The organism is Alloprevotella tannerae ATCC 51259 (assembly GCF_000159995.1).
GTDB lineage: Bacteria > Bacteroidota > Bacteroidia > Bacteroidales > Bacteroidaceae > Alloprevotella > Alloprevotella tannerae.
In genome coordinates, this window is sequence record NZ_GG700643.1 from 1,028,864 (window position 1) to 1,055,032 (window position 26,169).

Consider the following 26,169-nt stretch of genomic DNA (forward strand, 5'->3'; position numbering starts at 1 on the left):
ACAATAACGCAATATGAAAGCAATGGATTTGAACAAAGCACGGATTTACGTAGGCACTTATAGGAAATATAACAAAGGCTCGTTACAAGGCGGATGGGTGGACATGGCGGACTTCTATGACTTGGAAGAGTTTTGGGAACGTTGTGCCAAGATACACGAGGACGAGGAAGAACCCGAATACATGTTCCAAGACTGGGAGAACATCCCCGAAGGCTTGATAGACGAGGGCAACTTGGAAGAGAACTTCTTTGAACTTCGGGACGAATTGGACAAGCTGAACGACACCGAGAAAGAAGCCTTTTGGGTATGGGCGTACTATGAGGGAGTGAACCTATGCAAAGACGCCTATTTCCTCGTAAGGTCTTTCCAATCCGCCTTTGTGGGGCGTTATGCCGACAAGGAGGAGTTCGCAAAGGAACTTGTGGGGATGGAACACGAACTTTGCGAGTTCGCACTTTCCTACTTCGATTACGGCAAATATGCCGATGACCTTTTTATGACAGACTTCTGGTTTGAGGACGGCTATGTTTTTCGCAACAGATAGAATAAGGAGGAAAGAGTATGAAACCGAGAAACAAATTTGAAAAGGCTGTACTTGCTGAAAGCAAGCGTTTGCGCCCAATCACCAAGACACAGACCAAATGGGCATTCCGTGAGTGTATCGCCCACTTTGCCTACCGACTGCCCAAAGGTCGCACCACGTGTATGGACTGCGGACATGGTTGGCTGATGGAAAAGCCCACCCAAACTTGCACCTGCCCTCATTGTGGGGCAAGGTTGCAGGTTAAGGAAACCTACGGACGCAAATTACAGCTGAAACAATACTTCACTGTCCTTACCACCTGTGGAGCGTACCAAGTGTTGCGCATGTTCCTAATGATTGTAGGCATGGAGAAAGGTTGTAAGGCGCAATATGAAATACTCGAAATCGGTCAGCATTGGTGGAACGGGCAAGGGCGAAAGGTCGTGGTAGGCATCCAACGCACATGGGGATATTATGTGGACACGTTTTCTTTCTATTCGCCAATGGCAGTGCGCAACGACAACGAAGCTTATCGTTACGTGGCTTGTGCGCCCATATACCCCAAGTTTAAGGTAACGGACACGCTCCGCAGGAACGGCTTTAAGGACGATTTTCACCAAATCGCACCAATTGACCTAATCTCAGCACTACTTGCCGACAGCCGAGCGGAAACCCTCATCAAGGCAGGACGCATAGACCACTTGCGCTATTTCCTCAACAGCACAAGGGCATTTGAAGCTTATTGGCAGTCCTATAAGATTGCAGTTCGCAACGGATATGAGATAAAGGACATTTCCTTGTGGTGCGATTATGTGGATATGCTCCTCCATTTGGGTAAGGACACCCGAAGCCCGAAATACCTTTGTCCTATCGACCTCACAGCCGAACACGACCGCAGGCAAGCCGAGCTTTGCAGACAGCGAGAGAGGGAGGAAATAGAAAGGAAAAGAATGAGGGCAATGGAAAACGAAAAACGTTTCCGAGAACTCAAATCCAAGTTCTTCGGTATCTGTTTCACGGACGGCACTATCCAAGTCCGTGTATTGGAGAGCGTGCAAGAGCATTTGGAAGAAGGGGTAGCCTTACATCATTGTGTTTTTTCAAATGGATACTACCTTAAAGAAGACTCCCTTATCCTTTCGGCAACCATTGAAGGCAAGCGGATTGAAACCATCGAAGTATCACTGCAAACGTTGAAAGTTGTGCAAAGCCGTGGAGTTTGCAACAAGAATACGGAATACCACGAGCAAATAGTGAACCTTGTCAATTCCAACAGCAAGCTTATCCACCAAAGAATGAAGGCAACAGCATAAAGAAAAAATATAAACCATCAAATTATCACAGCAATGAAAGTAGAAATAGAAAGCATCGTATGTAACTGGGCAGACGAGATACCTTACATCCTTGTAAGGGTTATCAATGCCATAGTGCTATCAGCCAACAAAGATGAATTGAAAGATGCAATCAACAAGATATCCGAAGAAACAGAACTCGACAAGTTCTTTGCCTATGGGTATGGGCGCACTCACTTTTGGCTCGCCCATCGCAGACTATCCAATGGTGAACCGATGGAACACAGATTGTTAATAACAGAGTTTTAGGGATATGGAGAAGAAAAAGATATACAGAGTAAGAACGCAATATGTTTTCGAGGGTGTGTTTGAAGTCCTTGCCGATAGCAAAGAAGACGCACGGCAGAAAGTCCTGCAAAATTGTGGGCTGGTGATGGGAGGAAGCATTCACAGCACCTTGCCCGATGAAGAGATTAATTGGGCTTTTGATACCCACCCCGAAACAAAGACAATGCGAATAACCATTCAAAAGGAGTAAACGACAGCGTACAAGCGGACGGCACATCCGCCGCCCGCTCCTTTCTTTCCATGAGCAATCAGGCGGGGAAAGATAAGGAGCAAAGAAAGCCTATGCCCTATCTTAAATAACCAACGATACCGAAACAGCATTCTCAATTGCAGTTTCGGTATCGTTCTTTTCATTGTTTTATCCTTATGGCACTGCCCACAGCCTTGTCACCGACCTTGACCAGTTCGTATTTTCCCAATCTAACATAAAGTTGTCCGAGTGTCTTGCAGCCGTAACGCTTGATTTTATACTTGGGCATCAGCTTTTTAAGTTCACCTCCAATGAGCGAAAGCGTTACGGTATCATCCCCTTTACGTGCCGTCTCGAATGCCTTGTCGAACAAGGCACGGTCTCTGTCTATGAAGTAATCCGGCGTGTTATTATTCGGTTGGACGGGCTCTGTCTTATCCGAAAAGCGGAACTCATGACAGCTGTTTTGCAGTGATGCCGGTGTTTTCTGTTCGCCATAGCCCAACACCAATAGTCCTTCCTCTCTTATTCTCTGGGCAAGCAACGTATAATCGCTGTCGCTGGAAACGATACAGAAACCTTGCACGTTTTTTCCATGCAGCAAATCCATCGCATCGATGACAAGTGCCATATCCGTCGTATTCTTCACCCCGACATAAGAAAGCGCTTCCACCAAACGGAAAGAGAATGTCTTCGCATCCTCTTTCCATCGTTTCATCGCAGGCTTCGTCCAATCGGCATAGATACGCCGAATAATGGGATTGCCGTATGAGGAAACAAAGGAAATGATGTCGCCAAGTTTGTCGGCAGCAACATTATCGCCATCTATGAGAATGGCGATGGACACTTGTTCCTGCTGTATGGGTAGTTTCTCTGTCATATTACCACAAAGGTAATGCTTTTAATGCTTATCTAAGAAAGAAAAATGGATTTTCTTATCTCTCCAATTAAAACAAAACCCAATACGAGAAAATTACAAAAGGTGTACTTAGTAAAATCAAGGAATATAAAACAAGGCGAACTCCACCTTTCTTCGTTTCTCCAGCCCTTTCAAGACCTTTCCCTTATATCTGCAGAACGAAACATATTCTTGATAGAAGTTCCTCTTCCCTGCTTCTATTTTTTGAAGCAGTAGGCTCTTTGGACGTTTGCCATAACCGAGCAGACGACCAACGCCCACATTATAGGCAAGCAAGGTCAATAGCAGCGCATCCTTACCATAGCCTTTGAAGTGTTCAAAGCATTTCCATAGGTCGGCACGGAGCAATGAGTCCGCTTGCCGTTCCGTCATATTCGCTGTGAAGTGCTCTCCTGGTTGCAACTGATGACCATACCCTACATAAGGAAAATCCTTCGGCTTATTATGAAGTCCCTCAAAGTATTTAACAATGAGGACGACACGCTCAAAAGGTGGCAAGTCTGCCAACCGTACCCTACGCTGGGCAAGGATGGGCTGGCAGAACAAACATAAAATACAGAATAAAGCAAAGTGTTTAGCTGTCCTCATCTTTCAAGACTTTGGAAACCATTACAGCGGAGGGCTTTTCCTTATTTTCCGCCTTTTCGTTGTTGAAACTGAAAGTCAGTTGCTGCACCCTGCCGAAGTTGTCTTCCACATACACGTCAATCGTCTGGCGGTCGGCTGACAGAGAAGTGTAATACAGGCGGAACACATCCTTCGTCAGCGGATAGCGGTCGTTAGGCTTGAACACCGTCCCGTTGTCCATCCTCAACATTCCTTTGCCATCGGGCTGGAAGTATCGGATGGTATAGCGAGTGTCGGTAAACTCACCGCCTCGTTTGAGGGTGCAGCGTATCTCTGCCGTCTGCCCCCTTATGATGTCCTTCTGAAGCGGCATCGTCTCCACCATGAACGGATAAGACTGCTGCACATCCAAATCCCTATCACAAGCAGATAGACAAAACACGGCAAGGGTCAGCACGCCCATTACCCATATCGAACTTAATATCTTTTTCTTCATTTCATCTTGCTATTTAAAGATTAAACTTAAATCCTGCCGAGAGTGCCGGACGGAAACGATGCACATCAGAGCCGAAGAGTATCCGTCCCTGTGCCTTGACAAGAAAGAGAACTCTGTCCGTCAGAAACACTTCCACCGAACCATGCACGGCGCCACCATAGACGAAGCGTGAGCGGTCAAGCAGCGTTGCCCCATCGGGCAGCAACTTTTTATCTCTATTTAGTTCTTCATAACCACACAGGGCAGAAATACCCACGTAAACCAACGCATTCTTTCCCCTATCTGCAAGGACGGGCTGCATATAGCCCAAGTGCAGCAATATGTCTTTCATCGGGATATTGTAACTGCGATAAGGCAAGTTCTGTTGTTCATATTCCAAAGACGTAAAGGCGTAGTTCTCCTTTTTGAGATAACGGGTAAGCGATATGCCTACACCGAAATTATCACCTGTAAAGAGTTTCTCACCCTTGATAAGTGGAACACCTCCTACAACCTCTATGCCCCTTTGCTTGGGTATCAGCCGCTGTGCGTGCGATGGCAAGCTAAAAGACATTGCCATCGCCACACAAACTATCATTGTAATATGATGTTTCATCTTTACCATTTGAGTTTAAGGTTATCAATCTTCTTTGCCAACTGCAGGTCTTCTTCCGTCACATGAAAGGTCAGCGTACGACCTCCGTTCCTCTCATAAAGCGTCACTTCAAGCTGCTTGTCCTCCGAGAGGGCAAACTGCTCCAACACGAACACCGAATGCTCACTATCCTTACCCCGCACCTGCATCACTTGATGATAGGCACGAAGTGGCTGCAGCACCTGTTCTTGTGTGGCTGTACGCTTTGCCATCTTCTTATCAACCACCTTAAAGGTGATAAAATCCACCGAGTACGGCATATTTGTGCCGTTTTCCATACGAGTGTGGAAATACAGCAAGCCATTATGGGCATACAAGCCACGAAGCAGGAACTTCATACCGAACTGCTGTGCACCGATGTGCTTAATGCTGCGTCTGTCATTCTGATAGATGGTCTGCATCATCAGTTTTACTAACACGGGCGACTCGTTACCGAGTTCCTTAAAATAGATATCGGCACGATTGCTTGGCAGGCGTCCGTCCGTTGGTGACAAGAAGTCTTTCATCTCGATGCTGAGCTTCTCCGGCTCATCGGCATACTTTACGTTGAAAGCATAGAAAGAGCCGTCCTCACAGATAACACTCATATTTGTCTCCGTTTCAAAGTCCTTCACCGAAGCCTTTACACGCAGTACGTTCTCTGCGTCCTCCGCCTTCCCTGCGATGATGTTCTGCGAACCTAAGTCTACATAACGAATGGCAGAAGGAAAGATAAGATGCACGGTCTTGTCAAAGGTAACGTCCAGACCATACGGCAGTACGACACGCCCCGTTGGTATGGCACGGCTCATACCTTGAAAGAGCTCTCCCGAAGTAAGCGGACGGCTCGGTGTCAGACCATCATTGTTTTCCTGTGCTGTGGCTGTTGCTCCCACCATGACAAGCATAGCCATTGATAAAATAATTTTCTTCATTGTTCCTTTTGTTTTGATGTTATTTTTACTTATCATTTTCGATTGTTTTATTTGGACTGAACCAAGAAAAGGCGGTAGCCACCTTTGAGCGTTACCTTGACAGTGCGCAGCTTCTTCTGAAGCAACTGACTTGCGCCCTGCATCACCCCACGGGCAGCCTCGGAGATAATCTGGTCCTTGGCAGAGGAAGCGAAGGTAAAGGATGTTCCCATTGAACCACCGATGTTCGCCCCGACTTCCTTAAGCGCATTGACGTCCTCTGAACCGGGGATATACACACCCTCTTGTCCGTCTGTATCGTATGCCGAGAGCTTGACGGCTATGATATGCCCGTCCACTTCTATGCTTTTGATAAGCAGGTGCATACGGTTACCCTCAATCTTAGCGACGGCTATCAGTCGGCTCTGTCGTGGAATACGCAAGCCCTGCACTTTGGCACTTTCAAGCAGACGGAGCACGACATTATCGCCCTCTTTGAGCGTCGTTGTTCTGTCCACCACCACTTTGAGTGTGTTGCGCATCGTGGGTGCAGCCGCACTTGCGAGCGAATGGAAGCCCAAGTTGCGTGCTTTCGTGCCATACTCCTTGATGAAGTCAGCGTCGCTCATCGGCTGCCCCAGTGAGGACACTACTTGTTTGCGTTCCGCCAAGATTTCCATTGCAGGCAAGTCGGCCGAACCTCCGCTTATATTACTGCCCATACTCTGACCTTTGTTCGTTGCCTTTTGCCCTTTGCCCTCGGCAAAGTCATTACCCAAAGATGGTGGAACGGCAGAAGCCTTGGGAAGATACTTCGCTGCCATCTGATAGCTCTTTTCCATCAAGGCAAGCTGTCGTTTCTCTTCATTGTCCTCCCTGCTGTCTTTGGCAGAGAGTTCCTTTTTAAGGTTATCTATCTCTGAGCGCAGGGCTTCACGCTCCTGCTCGTGTGGGTCGGGAGCGTAAAAAGAGTTCAAGAGCCGATTGTTCTCCTCATAGCGGTGCATGGAGCTTTCTATCTTTGCCGTAGAAGCAGCTGTCTCTGCACGCTGCGCATCCGATGGAGCTGTATTCTCTGCAAAGTAATCGGACAGCCGTCCCATTTCCTCGCGGGTCTGTTCCTCCTCGTGCGCCTTGTCGCCCAATTCGTAGGCTTTTAGCTTGTTCTCGGTGAGCTTTTCTGTCGTTGCCTGCGGGATGCTGTCATTGAGCCCCTGCTCCGCTGCAGTCTTATCCTTGCCCGACGGTGCGAAGATAAACCACATCGAGAGGGCAAACAGCAGTCCCAGTCCTCCGAAGACCAAGCCTTTCTTCATTTGTTCTTTCTGTTTATTATCCATTTTCTTTGATTGTTTGATGATGTCGTAGGTAAAAATTGCCGTGTAACTCCTGTAAGGTGCTGTCCGTCCGTATGGGACTGTCCGTCAGCTTTCCCGTGGGGATGGGTAGTTTCTCCTCCTTTGGAGGAAGGAAGAACTGTGCTATCATCCAAAGCGAGCAGAGCAGATAGATGAAGCTCAGCCCATAGACTATTCCCTTTCTCTGCCTTATCGTGAGCCTTTCACACCGATGGCGGAGCCACAGGTGAAAGCGCAGATAATGACGTGAGCGTAAAAAGTTTCTTTTCCTTACCATAGCCTTATCGTTTATAAGTCTGTATGTCCCTGTTCTCCTTAACGAGGAAGTTCTCCATCAGGAAGCCTTGCGGGTTGTTGTCCGAACGGACAGAGTTCTGCAGCGTGCAGGTCGTGACAAGACTGCGCTCCGTGACGTTGCTCTGACGGACGATAAACTCCCGTGCATAGGTCGTTACCGCATAAGGGTAAGTATTAAAGTTGCAGTGAATAGAGTCCACCTCTATGCGCTGGTTGACATTGCCCGATATGGCACGGTTATAATAGCCCTTCTCTGCCAAGTCCTTGTAATAGTTGAAAGCCGACTTGTCGCGCAGCACGAAGGCACGCTCCATATTCTTCTCAATGGCATCCTTGTCGGGCGCGATGGTGAAGAACAGCTCGTGGAAGCGACGTACATGCTCACGTGCCTCTACGGGACGGTTTCGGCTTTGCATCCTGACTGAGGGCAAGCATGAGCGACTTGCCTTGGTCAAGCACATAGATTTTCTCCCGTTGCTCCTTGGCGAAGCCGTACGAGGTATAGAGGGCATAACCGCTCACCGCCACGCAGACAATGGCAAAGACAAAGGCATAAAGTCTTATCTGCCTGAATGAGGTCTCGATATTGTTAAGTGATTTGAATTCCATTTCTTTTTCCTTTTATAGCTGTTGATTTATTAAGCATTGTTGCTCCATTTCTACTTTCCTTTGAGCAGTGCACCCTTGATACGTCCACCGACATTGCCGATGACCGACCCGGCACCTGCCGCGGCATATCTTCCGCCCGTGTAGGCACTTTGTGCACCGCGCTGTGCAGCCTGATTGACATTGCGGCCGTAAGAGCCGATACCGCCTCCTGCTTCGATAATCCAGCCTGCAACGGTGGGAACGCAGAAGTAACCCACGATGCCGATGAGGAAGAAGATGATGTAGTACCACGTCCCCGCGTCTGGCAGGTAGTTGGGATCGCTGAGCGCCTCGATGTCCTTCTGTACCATCAGCACCTGTATTTTTGTAAGCAGTGCCGTAAGAATAGAGCTAACAGGCAGCCACAGATAGACAGAGATTATAGCGTGAGAACCATGCCGTAAGTGAGCCCGAAAGACCATCCCATACGGCAATGCCGAAGACTATCGGACCGAGAATGGCAAGGACGATGAGTATGAAGGTGCGCAGCGTGTCAATGATAAGCCCTGCAGCATGGAACAGAAGTTCTAAAAGGTCGTGTACCATCTTCATAATCCATTGCTTGGTCTGATAGGCAGCACGCTCGGCATACATACCCGCTATCGTCACAGCATCTTCAGGTCCGATGATGCCCATCTCCTCAATCTTCTCATCGAACTTATCGTTGGAGACAAGGTAGGCTGTTTCAGGATTTCTAAGGTAGGCTTCCTCTTGCAACTTGTCTCGCTTGGCAGTAAGCTCGGCAAGGTTCCCCTCCTGCTGGTGTACCATCATCTCCGTTCCCTGCACTACGGGCGAGAGAACGGCATTCATCGTACCTAGTACGACTGTCGGGAAGAACATGATACAAAAGCCCAGCACGAAGGGGCGCAGCAAGGGAAAGACATCTATCGCCTCGGCACGGGCAATGGAAGCCCATACCCGAAGAGCAATATAAAAGAGTGCACCCAAGCCCGCAATGCCTTTGGCAATACCCGTCATCTGGGCACAGAGCGGCATCATCTCGTCATAGGTTGAGCGTAGCAGCTCATGTAAACTGGCAAAATCCATAAGCAAAAGTGTTTTATGAAAGTTCTTTCAAGTTCTTTTTCTGTCTGTGGATTTACCAATACCTGCTTGCCGTATTACCATAGAGTGCTTTAACAGAGGCAAGGTTGTTCTTTTCCCTTGCACGCACGTAGCTCACGGAAATATTTTTCCTCGTGTAGTAGGATACAAGCGAGCGATATTCTCTTAGCGTGGTATAGATGCGGTCTATGGACTGCATTCGTTCATGGTCGTTCATCGAGAAAACATTACTCTTGACAATGGACTTTAGTTCCTTGAGACTCTCACCGCTCTGCTCCAAGAGCTTGGCATAGCCCGAAGCCATCGCCGCGAGTTCCGAAGGGCGGAAGTTCTTGTCTGAGAGCATTTTCTTATACGAGGTAACATAAATCTCAGAGATATCGCCCACCATTAGGATACACTCCTTGACCTTATAGGCATCCCCAATGAGGTTATTCACCTTCTTTAGGGCATCATAATACTTCTTGGTGTCGTTGTAGAGTTTCTCCACTTCCTTAAAACCGTCAAGGGTATTCTTCACCGTCTTAGAAGCTGTTGCTATCTCCTTGACCGAATTGACGATGTTGCCGGCAAAATTGCCAGGGTCGGTTACTACCCACTGTGCGTGAGCTTTGGGAACAGAAAGGCTCAATCCTAAGAGAGCCATGAAAATGTACTTTTTCATTGTTGCTATAGTTTTGATGGTTTGTACTTATTTCTTTTTATTGTTTCTTTTCTCTATGGCAAGCTGACGGATTGCCGTTTCTATATCTCCACCAAGCTGTGCTGCCCTGTTCATCACCTCCACCTTCTCGGTTTCCTCCGTGGTGTAGGTCAGGTATTCCTCCATGCTCACTTCCGTAGCATAGACTGCACTCTGCATACCGCCCAGACCTATCCACACTTCCTTGTAGAGTCGGTTCGGGTCGTTGTTCTGATTGATAGAGAGAATCTGGCTTTTTTCCTTTTCCGAAAGACCGAGCATTGCCTGTATGCCGTCGAATTTGGTCATGTACTTGCGCTGGTCGAGCAGTATCTTGCAGTCGGAGTTATTAATAATACTTTCCTTGACTATGGGCGACTGGATGATGTCGTCCACCTCCTGCGTTACGACAATGGCTTCTCCGAAATACTTTCTCACCGTCTTATACAAATACTTGATGTAGTCTGCCATGTTTGCCGAAGCAATCGCCTTCCACGCTTCCTCAATGAGTATCATCTTGCGGATACCCTTTAATCGGCGCATCTTGTTGATGAAGGCTTCCATAATGATAATCGTTACCACTGGAAAGAGGTCTTTATTGTCCTTCACTTGGTCAATTTCAAAGACGATAAAGCGTTTAGAGAGCAGGTCGATATTCTTGTCCGAGTTCAAAAGGAAGTCGTAACGACCGCCTTTGTAGTATTGCTTCAATGTCGTAAGGAGGTTATTGATGTTGAAGTCCGAGAGCGTCACTTTGATGTCACGCTTTTCCATATCCTTTCGGTACACGTCCCGCAGATACTCATAGAAGGTATTAAAACAGGGCGTAACGCTGTGGTCAGCACATATAAGCTCGATATAGGCGTTGACGGCAGAACCAAGTTCGCCTGCCTCGGTCTTAGTGATATGTTCGTCGGCACTCTTCCATAGCGTGAGCAGCAGCGTGCAGATACTCTCCCTTTTCTCTACATCGAAGAAGTAATCATCCGTGTAGAAAGGGTTGAAGGAAATCGGACTTTCATTGGTATAGGTGAAATATACGCCGTCCTCATCCTTGGTCTTGCGGTGGATAAGTTCACACAAGCCTTGATATGAGTTACCCGTATCAACCAAGAGGACGTGTGCTCCCTGCTCGTAATACTGGCGCACCATGTGGTTGGTGAAAAAAGACTTACCACTGCCCGAAGGACCCAAGATGAACTTGTTGCGGTTAGTGATGACTCCCTTTTTCATCGGCAAATCCGAGATGTCCAGATGAACAGGTTTTCCCGAAAGGCGGTCTGCCATCTTGATACCAAAGGGAGAGAGCGAATCCTTGTAGTTCGTCTCTGCCGTAAAGAAGCAGAGGGCAGGCTCGATGAAAGTATAGAACGACTCTTCTGCCGGAAAGTCTGCGGCATTGCCGGGTATGCCCGCCCAGTAGAGCGTTGCCGCATCAATGGTATTGTGGCGTGGGTGGCATTCCATAAGAGCAAGTGCAGAGCCCACGTCATTCTTGATCTGGCGAAGTTCTTCCTTATCGCTGCTCCATGCCAGCACGTTAAAGTGGGCACGGATAGATGTCAGCCCCTGTGAGTGGGCAATGTTGAGATACTCCTGTATCCACTCCTCGTTGATTTGGTTGCTACGGCTGTAGCGTGCCAGCGAGTGCATGTTTCTTGCCTGCTTCTCGAATCGTTCCAAGTTGGCATCGCTGTCCTCGATGAAGAGGTACTGGTTATAGATATGGTTGCAGGGTAGCATCAACCCTACTGGCGAGGCAAAGGACAACCTGCAATCCGAGCGGTCGGTGGACAGTCGCTCATATCGGCTGTCCGTGCTGACCGTTGTCGGCAGGTCATCCGTATCGGAAAGCGTATGCAGGCACAGGCGATTGTCGCCCACACGCACAAGGTCTGCGCCCAGACGGATATCTTCCAAAGACGCATGCCCTTCTTCAGATAGAGAGAAATATCTGTCGAGTAGTCCGCCCTTTTCATTTGTGCCAACTAACTCGTCTTCAGTCATGCGGACAATCCTTATCTGCTCGGTATCGTTGATGATGCGTTCGAACTGGTCTACGGCTTCCATGAACTTCATCACCTCATCCTTGTTGGTGATTTCCTTGGGCAGCAGGTGTCCACGGCAGAGCGAAGAGAAGTTGCTCTGCTGTGCCATACGCTGCTTGTTCGTCTTGGTAAGGAAGAGATAGACTGAGTGGTGGAGATAGGGACGTTCGTTGAAGTGCCGTTCAGATGCACGGGCAAGGAAGCTCAGTCCGCCATCGGAGAGTTTTCCTTGATAGTCCTCCTTAATGAACCAGTCCTGCTTGTGTACGATGCTGTAATTGGGTAGCACTTTTATAGCCTTGTGCCAAGCCGAGTGCATCGCCTCGTATTCGGCGGAGGTGACGGTAAAGAGTTCGGGTAGTTCCACACGGAATGCGACCGTGATATCTGCATCCTTGCTCACCATGCAGCCCTGCTCTACGGAGAGCAGCGGGAACTTTGATTCAAGGGTCGTTATCTTGCTATTGTTTTTTCGGTCAAAGACCTCAACAGTACGTCTCATTTTTTCGCTTTCTTTGGTTGAAGGTTACGGATAAGGTGACAGACCGTATGGCGGTTCACAAGGTAGCGTGGGTGCATACGCACTGCTCCTTTCTTCATCAGCCCATATTGCCCGTACTTTCTATTCATGGTGAACGTTTGCCACACCACTATGGTGGCACCCACTACACCTATGACCAGACAGGTAACTTGGCTGACTCCGCAGAGATAGAGAATGACCACGAGAATGAAGACTGCTAGCAAGCCTCCTGCAAAGAGGAAGAGGTACTGTGCCTTCAAGCCTTTGAACTCTACCGTCCGGCCTACACCTTTGTTGATTTCAAATGATGCCATCGCCTTACAGGAAGAAACTTCTCAGGATAGTGGCTGCCACAATGAGGAAGATACACGCACCGAACCAAGAGGCTGCGGTCTTGCTCGTATCGGGGTCGCCACTTGAGAACTTGTTATAGACTTTTATTCCTCCAATCAGACCTACTACGGCTCCGATGGCATAGATAAGCTTTGTGCCTGGATCAAAATAGCTTGTTACCATCTTTGTGGCTTCATTGATACCCGCCATGCCGTTGCCCTGTGCGTATGCTCCTATGGCGGTAGCTGTCAGGAGTGCATTGTGATTTTCTTTTTGTTGTTCATTGTTCTTTTTATTTTAAGTTGTTAAATGAATTATTTTCTTTTGGATAGAGGTGGTAAGGGGTGACTCGGTTTTATTGTATGACTGATATTGGTTGATTGTTTTACTTTTGAGCCACCCCTCGAACACTGTACAATATGAACAAAAACAATAGTCTTACAGATAGTATGACAGTGGACGCTCGTCATCTTCCGAAACATCGCTGTCGCTGCTCTCTACATTTGAGTTCGTTTCAAAGTCAGAAGAAGAGCTAATATTATTTTCCTCTAATTCCGCTTCTTCCACCTTGCGAATGGCAGCAAGGAGCTTTTGATGGTCTTTCTCCTGTTTAAGTGTTGCCTCCTTGATATAGTCCATGAGCTGTGTGCCCTGTATGCTTTGCAGCGTATCCTGCACCTCTGCTTCGTTTTTCTCATCAAGTGCATCGTCATTGCTGTGCCAGCCGTTTATGCGAGACAAGTCCCTTGTAAGAATAGTGGACGGCGAGACTTCTGGTAAAGAATCGTCTGCAATCTGCAGTTCCTCACGGATAATAGTGTCTTCGTCAGATTCGTCCATTGTATAGTCAACCTGCATTTCATTGTCCTCTTCTGTACCTTTCGCTTCTTTTGTCTCTTCGGACACAGATGAGTTTTTCCCTGCAAAGGTATTAGGATTATCAGCTGGTTTTTCTTTTGATGAAGTATCGGGAATATCAGGGATTTTTTGAGAATTTGTCGTAATCTCTTTTGAGATTTCGTCATAGCGTTCCCTATATGACTTACTTTTACCGACAAGCACTTGCCGTGCCTGCTCAACCTGGTCTTGCGTAACAGAAGAAGTACTCTGCTTTTGTTTCTGCTTGTTTTTCTTTTCACTTTCTTCTTCTATTCTTTGGCGCACAATGTGTAACTGTTGCCAAAGAAAGAGTATTCCTACGAGTAACCATACCACTGTCAGAATCAGGAGTATGTCGAATAGAATTGTTTGCATAATGGTGATGTTGTTTGTCATTTATTCTATGTTCAAAAATCTATTGCCACCTTGCGGCGATGCTTTGCAGTGGCATTATTGAGTAGTTCCTTATGTTCTTTAAGGTGTTCACGGAGAATATTGTCAATATAGGAAGCCATCGATACCCGCTCTCCCAAGTCCTGCAAAATGTTTCTCAGCACTTGGAGTGTATTAGCACTCATTGTAAAATTGGTTCGCTCCCGAAGGCGGATTGACTGTAAATAGCGTATTCGGTAGTCCTCTAAAGAAGTCCGAGGTGTTTCCGCACTTCTCTCATTTCCTCTCTCGTGGCTTTTACACAAGGTCTTGTCCTGCTTATCGTCCGAGGTAGACATAAGTTCCTTTACCAGATGTTGTTTTTCCTTTTGATTGGTACTGACCTCTGTCTTCACTTCCTCTTCATCTTCCTCATCAGGTGGGTCAAAAGACACTGTTTCCTTGGGTGGTGTCTTCATCACCCCATCTTCTGCCATTTCCTTAAGCTTGGCTTCCAATCTCTGCCGTTGTTCCTGTATCCTTGCCATAGTGCTGTCTTATTTAAGTTGAATATGGGTAAGTAATTCCTCTGTCAGCTCATCAATGCCGGTCCCGATTCGTAAAGCCTTATTGGGAGGGAGGTAAGTGGAACGGAATACTCCACGGAATCCGTATTGCTCCAGTTCATGGCTGAAGCGGTGAGTGGTATAGACATGCTGATTAAGTAGCGTGTAATCTTCGTTCTTGATATACCTACTATAGTATTCTATGAGCGTGTTCTTTACTCTTCGGTCAACCTTATTCCATAGGAGAATGACTTCCTTGATACGGACACTTGACATGGATACACCCAAGTCGTTTACCGCTTTGATATAGGTAAGACAGGCAACCATTGACTGAACATCAGGCTCTAAAGGTGAAAGGATATAGTCCATCTCCAGCGATAGCTGCAAAAGGTCACTTGTACCAGCATGACCAGGAAAGTCGAAGATAACTAAATCAAACATCTCAGACGGATGTTTACGGATATATTCGTTAGCTTTTTCTATTGCCTCCTTAGGGTCTGCCTTGAGAATGCGATAGGCTGTACGCTTCAAAGAGGAGAAATGTTGCTTCATCTGCTTGGAAAGCTGTGGATCACTTTCAACGCAAGCCTTTTCCCTTTCACGGAGTTTATAGAATGAGTCCTGAGACAAGTCACAGTCTACCACAAAAAGATGGATATTTCTTTCGTAGTAAAGAATGCTGCTGATAATCTCAGCCAAAGTACTTTTGCCAACACCTCCCTTTTGAGAGGAAAAGCCCAGAAATATGGGCGATGTTTGTATCTGTTCCATACTATAGATATTTTTATCGTTTGAACTATAATTTGAGTGGTAGTTCGTTAGAATAATCGTCACAGCAAATTATTAATTCTTTTATCTGTCGAAATACCGAATTATCTATCGTTTTATTTGTCGATTTGTCGAAATCTCGATAGTTCTATCTGACGATATATTGAACTATTGAAATAGAGTTCGTCATATCGTTCTTTAAATAGTTCTATCGAACGATATTCTATTCGTTTTGTCTGCAAAATAAAAGCTTTTTCGATAGATATTTCTATGCGATAGAAGTACAAGGAAATGCAAGGAAAAAGAGTGAATATCATTGATAATAAGATTTTTGAAAATCTACCGTAACGTTGCAGCCAGATAGAAGATATGGAGGTATACTCTTCGAAGCAGACACCCTTACAGGTGGATGCTTCTATTGCATCAACTCTTGATATTGGCAAGGTGTGTCTTTGTAACACAAACCGCCGTTTGTACCACAAAGGCCCTTGCCCTGAAGGAGAGATGAATTACTCCAAAGTCGTAATTAAAAAACAGAAGGGATTATGAATAAGGACACGGAACACGGTTCAGAACGAAAAACCGCAGAAAAACCCCGTTGGGACAACTGGCATGTACGGCTACCCAATCCCAAAGACCAGCAAAGGGCGATAGATTTGTTTCAGCGTTCGGGTGCAGAAACAAAGTCAGATTTTGTGCGTGGTCGTATCCTTGGAGAGAGTTTCAAGGTGATTACTGTAGATAAATCCGCCGTGGAATACTACCGAAAGCTCTCGGAATTGACGGCACAAATCCATAAGATCGGCGTGCTGTATAACCAAACTGTGCGTGCCATCAACAGCTATCACAGCGTGAAGACCGCACAGATTATGCTTGAAAAAATAGAAAATTTGCCGGCTCAAATTATCACCTTACAGGAGCAGGCTATCAGTCTTACCATAGATTACCGCAAAAAATGATTGCGAAGATTTCATCCACGGAAAACCTTGGAGGGGCACTTGGGTATAACTTCAAAAAAGTGGAGAAAGGGGAAGCGAGCATTCTTCTTGCTGCTGAGTTGTATCAAGACAAGGAAGGTAGTTATACGATAGAGGAAGTGTTTGCCGATATGGAGGCATTGATACCGAAGAAATGCCGAACAAAGAAAACGGTCTTTCACTGTTCCCTCAATCCTCACCCAGATGAAAAGTTATCCGATGAGACCCTTGTTAAAATTGCGAAGGAGTATATGGAGGCACTTGGCTATGGCAAGCAACCCTATATCGTCTTTAAGCATAATGACATTGCCCGTGAACATATACACATCGTGTCGCTTCGGGTGGACAGTGAGGGGCGAAAGCTCAACGACCGCTTCGAGAAACGAAGGAGTAAACAGATTACAGATGCTTTGGAGAGAAAGTATAATCTCATTCCAAGTTCAAAGGTTACTGACAAGGCGATGAAAGAAACGCCCAAGATAGACACCAACAAAGGGAAGATCAAGGAACAGGTGGCAAATGTTGTCCGCATGGTGCTGAAGCATTATTGTTTCTGTTCCTTGGGCGAACTGAATGCCATCCTGAGTAAATATAACCTTGCCGTGGAAGAAGTGAAGACGGAGTTTCGTGGGAAGAAATATGATGGGCTGGTCTATGTTCCGACCGATGATAAGGGAGGCAAAATAAGTACACCCATCAACGCATCGGACATCGGTCGTGGTGTGGGCTATACTGCTGTGCAGAACAGGATGCAGAAATCGAAGCTAGCCGTCAAGCCGTTGGTGCCGGCTATAAGGGACAAGGTATTACAGACTATGCGTACTTCTCCCCGGACGGAGGAAGAACTGCGACAAAGGTTGGAGGAACAAGGCTTGCGTGTGGTAATCCGAAAGAACGAAAGCGGACGCATCTATGGCATTACTTTCATTGATGATGAAGTGGGCATTGCGCTCAACGGCTCACGATTGGGCAAGGGGTATGCTGCCAACATATTCAATGCGTATTTCTCCAATTCAACGTACAACCCATTCTTGGACGAAACGTTGTATGGCAGTCCGTCTGTCCGCTTGGAACAATCGGCAACCGTTCAAACTTTGCAACAAAATACAGAAGAAAGCGACAACCTTGTCGATGAACTTATCGAGGATATGGTGGGTGAATCATTCGGAACTACGGGCAACGATGATTGGAAGGAAGCGGCATGGCAGCGTAAACTCCGCAGACAAAGTAAGGTAAAACTTAGACGAAGAAAACATTAAATAAACGAGCATTTCTATCTCCCCTCCCTTTCTTCCCTTTGGTCAGAGACCGTTGGTTCGGAGGGGTTGGGGGAGGCTACAAAATAATATTATTATGGCACAGGAAGATGATTTAAGGGCATTAGGTAAGGTCATGGACTTTATGCGGGGTATATCGGTGATATTCCTCCTGATTAACTGTTATTGGTTCTGCTACGAGGCGTTTTACGAGTGGCACTTCACGCTCGGTATCATCAACAAGATACTGATGAACTTTCAGCGCACTACGAACTTGTTTTCGTCCATCCTTTGGACAAAACTCTTTTGTGTGGTGTTCCTTGCTTTGTCATGTTTGGGTACAAAAGGCGTGAAAGAAGAGAAAATCACGTGGCCAAAGATTTGGACGGTGCTTTTCTTCGGCTTCGTCTTTTTCTTTCTCAACTGGTGGCTGCTGGCATTGCCCATTGGAAAAGTCGGAGCAGCTACGCTCTATATCTTCACACTGTCTGTGGGCTATATATGCCTGTTGATGGGTGGTGTGTGGATGAGCCGACTGCTCAAAAACAACTTGATGGACGATGTTTTCAACACGGAGAACGAGAGTTTCATGCAGGAAACACGGTTGATGGAGAATGAGTATTCCGTCAATCTCCCTACACGCTTCTACTATAAGAAGAAGTGGAACAAGGGCTGGATCAATGTGGTCAATCCTTTCCGTGCCTCGATGGTGCTGGGTACGCCCGGTTCGGGTAAGTCGTATGCCATCGTAAACAATTATATCAAGCAGCAGATAGAGAAAGGCTTTGCGATGTATATCTACGACTATAAGTTCCCCGATTTGTCGGAGATAGCCTACAATCATCTGCTTCATCATTTGAAGGCCTACAAGGTGAAACCGCAGTTCTATGTCATCAACTTTGACGACCCACGTAGGTCTCACCGATGCAATCCCATCAATCCCGCCTTTATGACGGACATATCAGATGCCTACGAGAGTGCCTACACGATTATGCTCAACCTTAACCGCTCGTGGATTCAGAAACAGGGAGATTCCTTCGTCGAGTCTCCGATTATCTTGCTGGCTGCTATCATTTGGTTCCTGAAAATCTATGAGAACGGAAAGTATTGCACCTTTCCTCATGCCATTGAGTTTTTGAACCGCCCCTATGCTCAGATATTCCCGATACTCACTTCCTACGATGAACTTGCCAACTATCTTTCGCCCTTTATGGATGCTTGGGAGGGCGGAGTACAAGACCAGTTACAAGGACAGATTGCCAGTGCCAAGATACCGCTTTCACGCATGATTTCACCAGCACTCTATTGGGTGATGACGGGCGATGATTTTTCTCTTGACATCAACAATCCCAACGAGCCCAAAGTACTTGTAGTGGGCAATAATCCCGACCGTCAGAATATCTACTCGGCAGCCCTCGGTCTGTATAACAGCCGTATCGTGAAACTCATCAATAAGAAGAAGCAACTCAAATCCTCCGTGATTATCGACGAGTTGCCGACTATCTATTTCCGAGGCTTGGATAATCTCATTGCCACTGCCCGAAGCAACAAGGTGGCTGTATGCTTGGGCTTTCAGGACTTTTCACAGCTCACCCGTGACTATGGCGACAAGGAGAGCAAGGTAATCCAGAACACGGTAGGTAATGTATTTAGTGGTCAGGTCGTAGGCGAAACTGCTAAGACGCTTTCCGAGCGTTTCGGAAAGGTACTCCAGCAGCGGCAGTCCATGACCATCAACCGTAACGACAAATCAACATCAATCTCCACTCAAATGGACAGTCTTATCCCGGCAAGCAAGATTTCCAACCTCACGCAAGGTATGTTCGTGGGGGCAGTGTCTGACAATTTTGACGAACGTATTGACCAAAAGATTTTCCATGCGGAGATAGTCGTGGATAGTGCCAAAATCTCCGCCGAGATGAAAGCCTATCAACCAATCCCTATAATCGCAGACTTTACAAACGAAGATGGCTTCGACAATCTCAAAGAGACTATCGAAGCCAACTATAAACGCATCAAACAAGAGATTCTCTCACTTGTGGAATTGGAGAAGGAACGCATTAAAGCGGATCCGACTCTTGCCCACTTAAACAAGGAGTAGACCATTTACCAACCGATGTCTCCGAGCATCTGTTTCTTGCAAAGGTATCCGAGAATAGATACCTTACCATTAGGAGGCTAAAGATTAATATTCGAGAGAATATCTATCGGACTGTATATGTACGTCATTTTTTTTATCATCGGGAGTGCGGCACCTGTTGCGCACCTCCCGAAGAAAATGGATTTAATCATCCCACAGCGATGACGGGCGGCGGCTCGGGGCGTCATAGTCATCGTCGTCCTCCTCGCCGTCAAAGAAGTTGTTGCCTTTCGAGAGTGCAGGCCCCGTGGCGGGACCTTCGCCGATGCCCACGCTGGTGGAACCGGCGAGGATAGAGTTTTCTAATGTGATGGGTACCACTTTGATTCCCGGTTTGATGTAATTGCTCATTTTTTATTAATTAACTGTTTGTTTTAAATCATCGGGGGGGGGAGCGCACCGCCCGTTTCCGTGGGATTCGGAACGCGATGAATCACGCCCCTGCGGCGTGCCGCACCCCCGATGAGAGAGACATCTTTTTTATTTCACTACCACCTTGCGTCCGCCTACGATGTAAACGCCGGCGGGCAACCGGTGGCATGCGGCATCGTCGAGGCGGTCGGCCACGCGGCGGCCTTGCAGGTCATACACCGGACCGTCGGCTCTGCCGTTCGTCACACCACCGATGCCGGTGGTCTCGCCGTCGAGGACGACAGAGAGCTGCTTGGCACCTGACGCCTGCGGTGGACAGATGATGTAGGCACGGTAGGCAGGAATGGTGGCAGCGGAATAGTCCGTCGTTACCTTGTGGAACTTGCCATCGTCCTGCAGAATGTAGGCGTTGGCAGCGGCAGCGGTGGCGTTGCTCACGCCGGCTACCGTACCCGTGAATTTGTAACCTGCGGCGGGGGTCGTCATCTTGTCGGCCTTGTAGGCTTTCACCTCGATGTTTCTGCCGCCGAGCTGTGGCATACCGTTAGCCGTGATGTAATACGGTGTGTATGCCGTGAGATTGTCGTCCACTTCCTTGAAATGGACTTCGTTTTTGTTGCCGCCCGAGAGGGTGTAGGCCTTGAAGCCCTGAGCATACAAGTCGTAAGGCAGACACAGCGTGGCATTCTGCGTGCCATTGAATTTGCGCTCGTAGGTAACGTTGGCGGCGGTGAAGTCGAGCCCGATGGGCAGCGGCTTGTCGTCGGTGAGGCGGAAGTCGTCGCACACCCAGCCGTTGTTCTCCTTATTATAATATACATAGTTCACCTCTGCCTTGCCGGCTTCGCGGTAGGGGTTCGGCTCCTCGCCCAACGGCTGCGCCCAGTAGCATTGGTCGGTGCGGCCGGCTTGCAACATCTTCGCCACTTCGCCGTTCTTGAGCTGCTTCTCGGTTATCTGTGTGCCCTGTGCTTTGCCGCAGGTGTTCAGGTAGTAGCAGTTGTTGATGCGCGTAAAGCCGGTGCCCTCGTTCATTTCCGAGCAGAAGGTGGAGCTACTTTTGCGTTTGATGGTGTTGTTGGTGCCGAGGTAGAGGCAGTTGTTCAGCGTGCAGGCGGCATCTCTGTGCTTATGAGCTATAAATCCGGATATAGTTCTAATTGTGCCTCCTTCTTCGTTGTCCGTGGCGTGGAAATATCCCTTGACTACGCAGTCGTTAATGGTGATATGGGCAGTGTCGTCCGGCCATTGAAGTATGCCCGCCAATGATTTGCGCGCCTTAAGGTCAACGTCGATGACGCAGCCCGAAATGGTGGTGTTGCCATACGCGTAATTTATCAATCCTGCCGCCTGACTACCGCGCGACTCTGGGTCGTCCGGTTTTTTAAGGTCAGCGTGATGCTACCCTTGATGCGCAGGTTGCGGATGGTGGCGTCCTTCACACTCTTGAAGGGGGCTTTTTCGTCCTCCGTGGTAGTCCATTTGAAAGAGAGCGTGTGGCCCTGTCCGTCGAACGTGCCTTCGTAAATGTTGGGCAGACTATAGCCCAGCATCAGGATTTCCTCGCCGAGGTCGACGTCCTGCGTCAGCTTGGCATCGACGGCGGTCTGTCCATCGTTCACGAGGTCGCGGAACGCCCTCCAGTCTTCCTTCGAGGCGATTTCGTAGCAGTCCCTATCGTTTACGTTTACGGTTACCGTCTTGTCGTCGTCGATGGTGGTCGTTTCGGAGAAGCCGTCGGCAAAGGCCAGTCCGGTGTAGTAATGGTGTGGGTTGTAGCTGTTGCCGAGGGCTTCCTGCAAGGTGGGCAGGCTGCCGTAGATAGCCTTGCCGCTGTTGGCGTAGCGTGTGGCGCGCACATTGTTCTTGTAGGCGAAGTCCACCTTGCATACTTTCTTTGCCGCGTCGGCGGTGAGCATCGGCTCTTTGTCGGTGCCGAGCTTCTGCCCCCAGATATTTTCGCTTCTGCCATTCTGCAGCTTATATGCTACCTCGCCGTTCTTGAGCTGCTCCTTGGTTACCGGCGTGCCCTGTGCTGTGCCGCAGGCGTTGAGGTAATAGCAGTTGTTGATGGTGGTGGTGGCGCCGGAGGTATTGGTCGGGGCAAAGGTGTAAGACCTGTTGTCGCTGTTGTCTGCATTGTTCTCGCCGAGGTAGAGGCAGTTGTTCATGGTGCAGGCGCCATTCTGCACATATACGAAGCCGCCCATGCCTTTCCGGCCTGCACCGGTGCCGTTGATTGCGCCCTTGACGAGGCAGTCGTTAATGGTGACTTGGGTGTTGGTGTATATATAGGAAATCAAGCCTCCAGCCCCGCATCTGTCGCTGGTATAGCTGCTCGTGATGTTCACCGCGCTGGCACAGTTCGTGACGGTGTTGCTGCCGCCAGTGGCCTCGTCGATCAGTCCTCCCAGGAAGTAACCGTTCGATTTGATTGTCCCTTCGGTGCGCAGGTTTTTTATCGTTGCGTCTTTCACTCTCCTGAAGGGGGCGATGTCGTTGGTGTTGGTATCCCAGTTGAGCCTGAGCGTGTGGTTCTGTCCGTCGAAGGTGCCGCCGTAATCTTTACTCGAAACATTTCCCACCATGTTGATTTCCGAGCCGAGATCGACGTCCGCCGTCATCTTGGCATCAACGGCGTTCTGTCCGCTGCCTACGATGTCGCAGAACACCTTCCAGTCTTCCTTCGAGGCAATTTCGTAGTAGTCTTTTTTGTTGAAGGTTACTGCCACGGTCCGGTCGGTGTTGACGGTGGTTGAGCCGTTGAAGCCGCCCTCAAAGGCGATTCCGGAGTAATAATGGTGCTCGTTGTAGCTGCTGCCAAGGAGGTCCTTTGCGGTAAAGGTGGGCATGGAGCCGTAGATGGCCTTGCCGTGGGTGGCGTAGCGCGTGGCTTTCACCCGGTTGTTGTAGGTAAACTCCACCTTGCGGACCCGCTTCGCGCCGTCGGTGGTGAGCAGGGGCTCGTCGTTCGTGCCGAGCACTTGTCCCCAGACGGTGTTGTTTCTGCCGTTCTGCAAATTATAAGCCACGTAGCCGTTCTTGAGCTGGTCCTTGGTCACCTGTTCGCCCTGCGCTGTGCCGCAGGCGTTGAGGTAGTAGCAGTTCTTGATGGTGGCGTTGTAGGCGAAGGTGTTGCCGCTGGTGGCGTTGTTCGTGCCGACGTAGAGGCAGTTGGCCAGGGTGCAGGAGCCATTCTGGTTATATATAAACCCACCCATTCTTTTCTTGCCTTCGTCCGTCATGGCAGTGATGTTGCCTTCGACGAGGCAGTCAGTGATGGTGATATTGGCACTGCTGCCGCCTATATAAGAAATCATGCCCGCCGCATCGCATCTGCCGCCGGTATGACTGCTCGTGATGTTCACATTGCTGGCGCAGTTGGAAATGTTGACGGTGCCATAAGCGTCACCAACCAATCCTGACAAATAGTAACTGCTTGACTTGATTGTCCCTTCGGTGCGCAGGTTCTTGATAGTGGCGTTGCTCACTTTCTTGAAGGGGGCTATCTCAGAGTCTGAGCCGCCATTCCAGTTGAACTTCAGCGTATGGTTCTGTCCGTCGAACGTGCCGGAGTAATTGTTGCCCACCATCGCGATGTATCCTCCGAGGTCGATGTCGGCTTCAAGACGGGCGTTGAGATTAGTCATGCCCTTTTCGTTGACGAGTTTGCAGAACACCTTCCATTCGTTGGCGTCCTTGATGAGTATCGTGCCGTATTGGTCCCGACGCGCCACAATGAAGGTGTGCGAGAAGGTGGTCGCCTCGTAGAAATTGGTCTCTTTCTGCGTGAAGGTGATGGTCGCCTCGCCTGCCGTGCCGCCGAACTTGAGCCTGCGGTCATCGTAGCAGAGGACGGCGTTGTTGCTGCTGGTAACGCTGAAGGACCCATCAGTATAATCAAAATCCCCGCCGCTCTTTGTTTTGCTATTACGGAGATAGTCACGTGTGTCGTAAGGGGTATTGTTGAAAATCACGTCGGGCAGGCCTTCTGAGGTAAAGGTTACCCCGTCGCGCTTCGTGGTGACCGTCGTGCTGCACTGCGCTTTGGCACAATTCTTACTGGCACTGCAAGTGGCGGTGAGGACTACCGTTCCAGGGCGCTTGAACTTTAGTAATCCGTCCTCGTAGACAGTAGCAATATCATGGTTGTCCACCTTGTAACCGACATTGCCGTTGTGATTATCGAAGTTGAGGACGGGTTCAAAAAAACTTGATGGTATCGATGTGTAGTACATATCGTACCTGTCCTTCTCGAACCTCACCTTGGGTGCCCTGACATAACCCACGATGATGTCGCGCACCTTGAACTGGTCCCAACGGGAATTGTTGTGGGTGTAGATGTTGACACTTCTTGCCGAGGCATCATAATTGTAGACGACGATATTGTTGTCGTCGTCGTTGAGATTATTCTGATTGGCTCCGCTTATATGCGAATTCGACACGGCTTCCTTCTCGAAGTAATAGTTATAGCCCGAGGTAACGCTGCTGATGCGATATTTGCCTTGGGGGTGCCTATAGCTTTCGCCACCCTCGGTATCGCGCAGGATGATCCAGCGGATGGCATAGCCGTCGTCGGCCCTTACGGTGATGCGAGAGCCCTTTGCGGGCTGATAGATGGCACCATTGCCCGAGCTGCCTGAAGTAGTGCAACTACTGAATGTGGTTTCCACCTTCCCTTGTTTGAGTGTTGTTACATTCTTGTGCGTGCCTAAGTTGCGTGAGCGGAATGTCTCATAGCCCTCACGATTATAATTTGTCGCCAACGCCGGCAGGGCCAGCACGAGAACGAAGAGGAAGAGGCAGAGTCTCTGAATGATGTTTTGTTGTTTCATATTGAATTTGAAATTAAAAAATTAATGTTCTTTTGGTTATTTTTTAGGGAGTGTAGTTATCGCGTTTTCCGGAAGACTTCCTTGTATATTTCTGTCCGTTCCCGATTACGTCGTACGAGAAGGTTGATCGTATCTTGGGAAAGGGAATCCAAAAGATGCTTGTGCGCCAAGCCGTCGAACGGTTCTTCAAACGGACGGAGATAATACAGCTTTTCCTTTCGCATGGAGATTTCGGTGAACTTTTCATCCATATCGACTGAAAAGCCGATGGTTATTTCTCCGGTTTCATTCCTTAAGATATATACCCAACAGTTTGTAGTGTACTGAATAAGTTGACACTTTCTCAATCACAAAGGAGTAAAAATTTATGTCTCATTACAATGAATCAGAGAAAATACTGTTATTACATCAGTATGTAACAAGTGGTTTAACCTTGCATGAGTTCTCTTCTCGTCACGGTATCCCTTTAAGTACATTCCATCGTATTTATACCGAATATGGCTCACCCGACGTCTCGTCAGTAGCATATCTTATGAAAAAAGAAGATATCCCCGATACACTCGAAGCACTCCAAGCGCAGCTATTACGCGAGCGCAAGGCTCATGAAAAAGAGATCAAACGTCTTGAAAAAGAATTGGCCGTTGAAAAACTTTATGGTTTGGCCAACAAGACGATGATCGATCTTGCCGAGAAGAAATACAACATCCGTATACGAAAAAACTCCGCTGCCAAGTAATCAAGACCTTGTCGCAGGGAAAAGAAAGACAGGAGCCGGTAAGTCATCCTGTCAGTTTACTCTGCGGTTATCTTGGCATAAGCAGACAAGGATATTATCGCCATGTGGATCGTTCTTTGGAGTTGGACGTCCTGCGCAGCAGCATCGTGTTCTATGCGCAGGAGCTTCGCAGCTCTTTACCCAAGGCCGGCATACGCATCCTTTACGAGCTATGCCGTCGCAAATATGCAGATAAGTTTACCATCGGACGCGACCAATGCTATGAGCTCTTCCGCTCCAATGGTCTGTGCCTTCGCCGTCGCAAACGCCCAAGGACGACCAACTCCAATCACCACTACCACATCTATGAAGACCTTCTCAACACAACGCCCAAGCTACATCCCGCCCGCTTCGGCGAGCTGTGCGTTACGGATATCACCTACGTGGCAACCTCTTCAGGTTGGGCCTATCTC

Annotated in this window: 27 protein-coding genes and 3 pseudogenes; 9 read left to right on the top strand and 21 right to left on the bottom strand. The window is 48.3% G+C overall.

Features of this window, described 5'->3' with window-relative positions; genetic code table 11:
- Positions 1–13 precede the first annotated feature (13 nt).
- The 4 genes from GCWU000325_RS10250 to GCWU000325_RS10265 are packed head-to-tail and all read left to right on the top strand — an operon-like array spanning position 14 to position 2,353.
- Positions 14–544 (top strand): antirestriction protein ArdA, encoded by a 531-nt coding sequence (locus tag GCWU000325_RS10250; protein WP_006256561.1) that lies wholly within the window; start codon positions 14–16, stop codon positions 542–544.
- 17 nt (positions 545–561) lie between these two features.
- Positions 562–1,836 carry a PcfJ domain-containing protein gene (locus tag GCWU000325_RS10255; protein ID WP_006256562.1) on the top strand — a complete coding sequence of 425 codons (1,275 nt, stop codon included), beginning with the start codon at positions 562–564 and terminating at the stop codon, positions 1,834–1,836.
- 33 nt (positions 1,837–1,869) lie between these two features.
- Positions 1,870–2,124: a hypothetical protein gene (locus GCWU000325_RS10260; RefSeq protein ID WP_006256563.1), complete on the top strand. Its 255-nt coding sequence runs from the start codon at positions 1,870–1,872 to the stop codon at positions 2,122–2,124.
- A gap of 4 nt (positions 2,125–2,128) precedes the next feature.
- The gene (locus GCWU000325_RS10265) at positions 2,129–2,353 is read left to right on the top strand and encodes a hypothetical protein (RefSeq protein WP_006256564.1); all 225 of its coding nucleotides are present in this window, start codon (positions 2,129–2,131) and stop codon (positions 2,351–2,353) included.
- Here the strand turns inward: GCWU000325_RS10265 and GCWU000325_RS11720 are convergent.
- From GCWU000325_RS11720 to GCWU000325_RS10340, 17 genes and pseudogenes are all read right to left on the bottom strand, one after another.
- Positions 2,341–2,517 carry a hypothetical protein gene (locus GCWU000325_RS11720; protein ID WP_006256565.1) on the bottom strand — a complete coding sequence of 59 codons (177 nt, stop codon included), beginning with the start codon at positions 2,515–2,517 and terminating at the stop codon, positions 2,341–2,343. The genes GCWU000325_RS10265 and GCWU000325_RS11720 overlap by 13 nt on opposite strands.
- On the bottom strand, positions 2,514–3,233 hold the full coding sequence (locus GCWU000325_RS10270) for an NYN domain-containing protein (protein ID WP_006256566.1): 720 nt from the start codon (positions 3,231–3,233) through the stop codon (positions 2,514–2,516). Before GCWU000325_RS10270 ends, GCWU000325_RS11720 begins: the two co-directional genes overlap by 4 nt.
- A 117-nt stretch (positions 3,234–3,350) precedes the next feature.
- Complete coding sequence (locus tag GCWU000325_RS10275; RefSeq protein WP_006256567.1) at positions 3,351–3,860, bottom strand: glycoside hydrolase family protein; 510 nt, start codon at positions 3,858–3,860, stop codon at positions 3,351–3,353.
- The gene (locus GCWU000325_RS10280; RefSeq protein ID WP_006256568.1) at positions 3,847–4,335 is read right to left on the bottom strand and encodes a DUF3872 domain-containing protein; all 489 of its coding nucleotides are present in this window, start codon (positions 4,333–4,335) and stop codon (positions 3,847–3,849) included. The genes GCWU000325_RS10275 and GCWU000325_RS10280 overlap by 14 nt, the downstream gene beginning before the upstream one ends.
- Positions 4,336–4,348: 13 nt before the next feature.
- A complete protein-coding gene (locus GCWU000325_RS10285; RefSeq protein ID WP_006256569.1) occupies positions 4,349–4,939 on the bottom strand; it encodes a conjugal transfer protein TraO in 591 nt (196 codons plus the stop codon).
- Positions 4,933–5,883, bottom strand: a complete 951-nt coding sequence (gene traN / locus GCWU000325_RS10290; protein WP_040599827.1) for a conjugative transposon protein TraN — start codon at positions 5,881–5,883, stop codon at positions 4,933–4,935. The genes GCWU000325_RS10285 and traN overlap by 7 nt, the downstream gene beginning before the upstream one ends.
- A gap of 47 nt (positions 5,884–5,930) precedes the next feature.
- Positions 5,931–7,202 (bottom strand): conjugative transposon protein TraM, encoded by a 1,272-nt coding sequence (gene traM / locus GCWU000325_RS10295; protein ID WP_006256571.1) that lies wholly within the window; start codon positions 7,200–7,202, stop codon positions 5,931–5,933.
- Positions 7,195–7,497, bottom strand: a complete 303-nt coding sequence (locus tag GCWU000325_RS11725; protein ID WP_083788009.1) for a hypothetical protein — start codon at positions 7,495–7,497, stop codon at positions 7,195–7,197. The genes traM and GCWU000325_RS11725 overlap by 8 nt, the downstream gene beginning before the upstream one ends.
- 4 nt (positions 7,498–7,501) lie before the next feature.
- Positions 7,502–8,126 (bottom strand): annotated as a pseudogene (traK, locus tag GCWU000325_RS10300) (conjugative transposon protein TraK).
- 50 nt (positions 8,127–8,176) lie between these two features.
- Positions 8,177–9,215 (bottom strand): annotated as a pseudogene (gene traJ, locus GCWU000325_RS10305) (conjugative transposon protein TraJ).
- A 52-nt stretch (positions 9,216–9,267) separates the two neighbouring features.
- On the bottom strand, positions 9,268–9,897 hold the full coding sequence (locus tag GCWU000325_RS10310; protein ID WP_004378851.1) for a DUF4141 domain-containing protein: 630 nt from the start codon (positions 9,895–9,897) through the stop codon (positions 9,268–9,270).
- Between the two features lie 27 nt (positions 9,898–9,924).
- Positions 9,925–12,465: a TraG family conjugative transposon ATPase gene (locus GCWU000325_RS10315; RefSeq protein WP_006256578.1), complete on the bottom strand. Its 2,541-nt coding sequence runs from the start codon at positions 12,463–12,465 to the stop codon at positions 9,925–9,927.
- Positions 12,462–12,797, bottom strand: coding sequence for a DUF4133 domain-containing protein (locus tag GCWU000325_RS10320; protein ID WP_006256581.1), 336 nt, complete (start codon positions 12,795–12,797; stop codon positions 12,462–12,464). Before GCWU000325_RS10320 ends, GCWU000325_RS10315 begins: the two co-directional genes overlap by 4 nt.
- 4 nt (positions 12,798–12,801) lie before the next feature.
- Positions 12,802–13,026, bottom strand: a complete 225-nt coding sequence (locus GCWU000325_RS10325; RefSeq protein WP_006256582.1) for a DUF4134 domain-containing protein — start codon at positions 13,024–13,026, stop codon at positions 12,802–12,804.
- Between the two features lie 228 nt (positions 13,027–13,254).
- Entirely contained in the window at positions 13,255–14,070 is an 816-nt protein-coding gene (locus GCWU000325_RS10330) for a hypothetical protein (RefSeq protein WP_040599828.1), read from the bottom strand.
- A gap of 32 nt (positions 14,071–14,102) precedes the next feature.
- Positions 14,103–14,615, bottom strand: coding sequence for a DUF3408 domain-containing protein (locus GCWU000325_RS10335; RefSeq protein WP_006256584.1), 513 nt, complete (start codon positions 14,613–14,615; stop codon positions 14,103–14,105).
- Positions 14,616–14,624: 9 nt separating this feature from the next.
- Entirely contained in the window at positions 14,625–15,404 is a 780-nt protein-coding gene (locus GCWU000325_RS10340; RefSeq protein WP_006256585.1) for a ParA family protein, read from the bottom strand.
- 542 nt (positions 15,405–15,946) lie between these two features.
- Here GCWU000325_RS10340 and GCWU000325_RS10345 point away from each other — a divergent pair.
- From GCWU000325_RS10345 to mobC, 3 genes are all read left to right on the top strand, one after another.
- Positions 15,947–16,360, top strand: a complete 414-nt coding sequence (locus tag GCWU000325_RS10345; protein WP_006256588.1) for a plasmid mobilization protein — start codon at positions 15,947–15,949, stop codon at positions 16,358–16,360.
- Positions 16,357–17,637, top strand: coding sequence for a conjugal transfer protein MobB (mobB, locus tag GCWU000325_RS10350; RefSeq protein ID WP_006256589.1), 1,281 nt, complete (start codon positions 16,357–16,359; stop codon positions 17,635–17,637). The genes GCWU000325_RS10345 and mobB overlap by 4 nt, the downstream gene beginning before the upstream one ends.
- Positions 17,638–17,731: 94 nt before the next feature.
- Positions 17,732–19,735: a conjugal transfer protein MobC gene (gene mobC, locus GCWU000325_RS10355; RefSeq protein WP_006256590.1), complete on the top strand. Its 2,004-nt coding sequence runs from the start codon at positions 17,732–17,734 to the stop codon at positions 19,733–19,735.
- A 183-nt stretch (positions 19,736–19,918) separates the two neighbouring features.
- On the opposite strand, the gene GCWU000325_RS10360 is transcribed toward mobC, so the two are convergent.
- From GCWU000325_RS10360 to GCWU000325_RS12585, 4 genes are all read right to left on the bottom strand, one after another.
- The gene (locus tag GCWU000325_RS10360) at positions 19,919–20,125 is read right to left on the bottom strand and encodes a hypothetical protein (RefSeq protein WP_006256591.1); all 207 of its coding nucleotides are present in this window, start codon (positions 20,123–20,125) and stop codon (positions 19,919–19,921) included.
- Between the two features lie 129 nt (positions 20,126–20,254).
- Positions 20,255–21,487 carry a hypothetical protein gene (locus tag GCWU000325_RS12635; protein ID WP_006256592.1) on the bottom strand — a complete coding sequence of 411 codons (1,233 nt, stop codon included), beginning with the start codon at positions 21,485–21,487 and terminating at the stop codon, positions 20,255–20,257.
- Positions 21,484–24,981, bottom strand: a complete 3,498-nt coding sequence (locus tag GCWU000325_RS12210) for a hypothetical protein (protein WP_006256593.1) — start codon at positions 24,979–24,981, stop codon at positions 21,484–21,486. The genes GCWU000325_RS12635 and GCWU000325_RS12210 overlap by 4 nt, the downstream gene beginning before the upstream one ends.
- 56 nt (positions 24,982–25,037) lie before the next feature.
- Positions 25,038–25,328, bottom strand: coding sequence for a hypothetical protein (locus tag GCWU000325_RS12585; protein ID WP_050756638.1), 291 nt, complete (start codon positions 25,326–25,328; stop codon positions 25,038–25,040).
- A 20-nt stretch (positions 25,329–25,348) separates the two neighbouring features.
- Between GCWU000325_RS12585 and GCWU000325_RS11740 the strand changes: the two genes are divergently transcribed.
- Positions 25,349–25,717 carry a transposase gene (locus GCWU000325_RS11740; RefSeq protein WP_083787946.1) on the top strand — a complete coding sequence of 123 codons (369 nt, stop codon included), beginning with the start codon at positions 25,349–25,351 and terminating at the stop codon, positions 25,715–25,717.
- A gap of 104 nt (positions 25,718–25,821) precedes the next feature.
- Positions 25,822–26,169: pseudogene (locus tag GCWU000325_RS12215) on the top strand (IS3-like element ISPg5 family transposase); the annotation flags it as partial.

Excerpts from the sequence above, each read along its gene's own strand:
- GCWU000325_RS10250 (WP_006256561.1), top strand. The coding sequence starts at position 14 with ATGAAAGCAATGGATTTGAACAAAGCACGGATTTACGTAGGCACTTAT.
- GCWU000325_RS10255 (WP_006256562.1), top strand. The coding sequence starts at position 562 with ATGAAACCGAGAAACAAATTTGAAAAGGCTGTACTTGCTGAAAGCAAG.
- GCWU000325_RS10260 (WP_006256563.1), top strand. The coding sequence starts at position 1,870 with ATGAAAGTAGAAATAGAAAGCATCGTATGTAACTGGGCAGACGAGATA.
- GCWU000325_RS10265 (WP_006256564.1), top strand. The coding sequence starts at position 2,129 with ATGGAGAAGAAAAAGATATACAGAGTAAGAACGCAATATGTTTTCGAG.
- GCWU000325_RS11720 (WP_006256565.1), bottom strand. The coding sequence starts at position 2,517 with ATGAAAAGAACGATACCGAAACTGCAATTGAGAATGCTGTTTCGGTAT.
- GCWU000325_RS10270 (WP_006256566.1), bottom strand. The coding sequence starts at position 3,233 with ATGACAGAGAAACTACCCATACAGCAGGAACAAGTGTCCATCGCCATT.
- GCWU000325_RS10275 (WP_006256567.1), bottom strand. The coding sequence starts at position 3,860 with ATGAGGACAGCTAAACACTTTGCTTTATTCTGTATTTTATGTTTGTTC.
- GCWU000325_RS10280 (WP_006256568.1), bottom strand. The coding sequence starts at position 4,335 with ATGAAGAAAAAGATATTAAGTTCGATATGGGTAATGGGCGTGCTGACC.
- GCWU000325_RS10285 (WP_006256569.1), bottom strand. The coding sequence starts at position 4,939 with ATGGTAAAGATGAAACATCATATTACAATGATAGTTTGTGTGGCGATG.
- traN (WP_040599827.1), bottom strand. The coding sequence starts at position 5,883 with ATGAAGAAAATTATTTTATCAATGGCTATGCTTGTCATGGTGGGAGCA.
- traM (WP_006256571.1), bottom strand. The coding sequence starts at position 7,202 with ATGGATAATAAACAGAAAGAACAAATGAAGAAAGGCTTGGTCTTCGGA.
- GCWU000325_RS11725 (WP_083788009.1), bottom strand. The coding sequence starts at position 7,497 with ATGGTAAGGAAAAGAAACTTTTTACGCTCACGTCATTATCTGCGCTTT.
- GCWU000325_RS10310 (WP_004378851.1), bottom strand. The coding sequence starts at position 9,897 with ATGAAAAAGTACATTTTCATGGCTCTCTTAGGATTGAGCCTTTCTGTT.
- GCWU000325_RS10315 (WP_006256578.1), bottom strand. The coding sequence starts at position 12,465 with ATGAGACGTACTGTTGAGGTCTTTGACCGAAAAAACAATAGCAAGATA.
- GCWU000325_RS10320 (WP_006256581.1), bottom strand. The coding sequence starts at position 12,797 with ATGGCATCATTTGAAATCAACAAAGGTGTAGGCCGGACGGTAGAGTTC.
- GCWU000325_RS10325 (WP_006256582.1), bottom strand. The coding sequence starts at position 13,026 with ATGGCGGGTATCAATGAAGCCACAAAGATGGTAACAAGCTATTTTGAT.
- GCWU000325_RS10330 (WP_040599828.1), bottom strand. The coding sequence starts at position 14,070 with ATGCAAACAATTCTATTCGACATACTCCTGATTCTGACAGTGGTATGG.
- GCWU000325_RS10335 (WP_006256584.1), bottom strand. The coding sequence starts at position 14,615 with ATGGCAAGGATACAGGAACAACGGCAGAGATTGGAAGCCAAGCTTAAG.
- GCWU000325_RS10340 (WP_006256585.1), bottom strand. The coding sequence starts at position 15,404 with ATGGAACAGATACAAACATCGCCCATATTTCTGGGCTTTTCCTCTCAA.
- GCWU000325_RS10345 (WP_006256588.1), top strand. The coding sequence starts at position 15,947 with ATGAATAAGGACACGGAACACGGTTCAGAACGAAAAACCGCAGAAAAA.
- mobB (WP_006256589.1), top strand. The coding sequence starts at position 16,357 with ATGATTGCGAAGATTTCATCCACGGAAAACCTTGGAGGGGCACTTGGG.
- mobC (WP_006256590.1), top strand. The coding sequence starts at position 17,732 with ATGGCACAGGAAGATGATTTAAGGGCATTAGGTAAGGTCATGGACTTT.
- GCWU000325_RS10360 (WP_006256591.1), bottom strand. The coding sequence starts at position 20,125 with ATGAGCAATTACATCAAACCGGGAATCAAAGTGGTACCCATCACATTA.
- GCWU000325_RS12210 (WP_006256593.1), bottom strand. The coding sequence starts at position 24,981 with ATGAAACAACAAAACATCATTCAGAGACTCTGCCTCTTCCTCTTCGTT.
- GCWU000325_RS11740 (WP_083787946.1), top strand. The coding sequence starts at position 25,349 with ATGTCTCATTACAATGAATCAGAGAAAATACTGTTATTACATCAGTAT.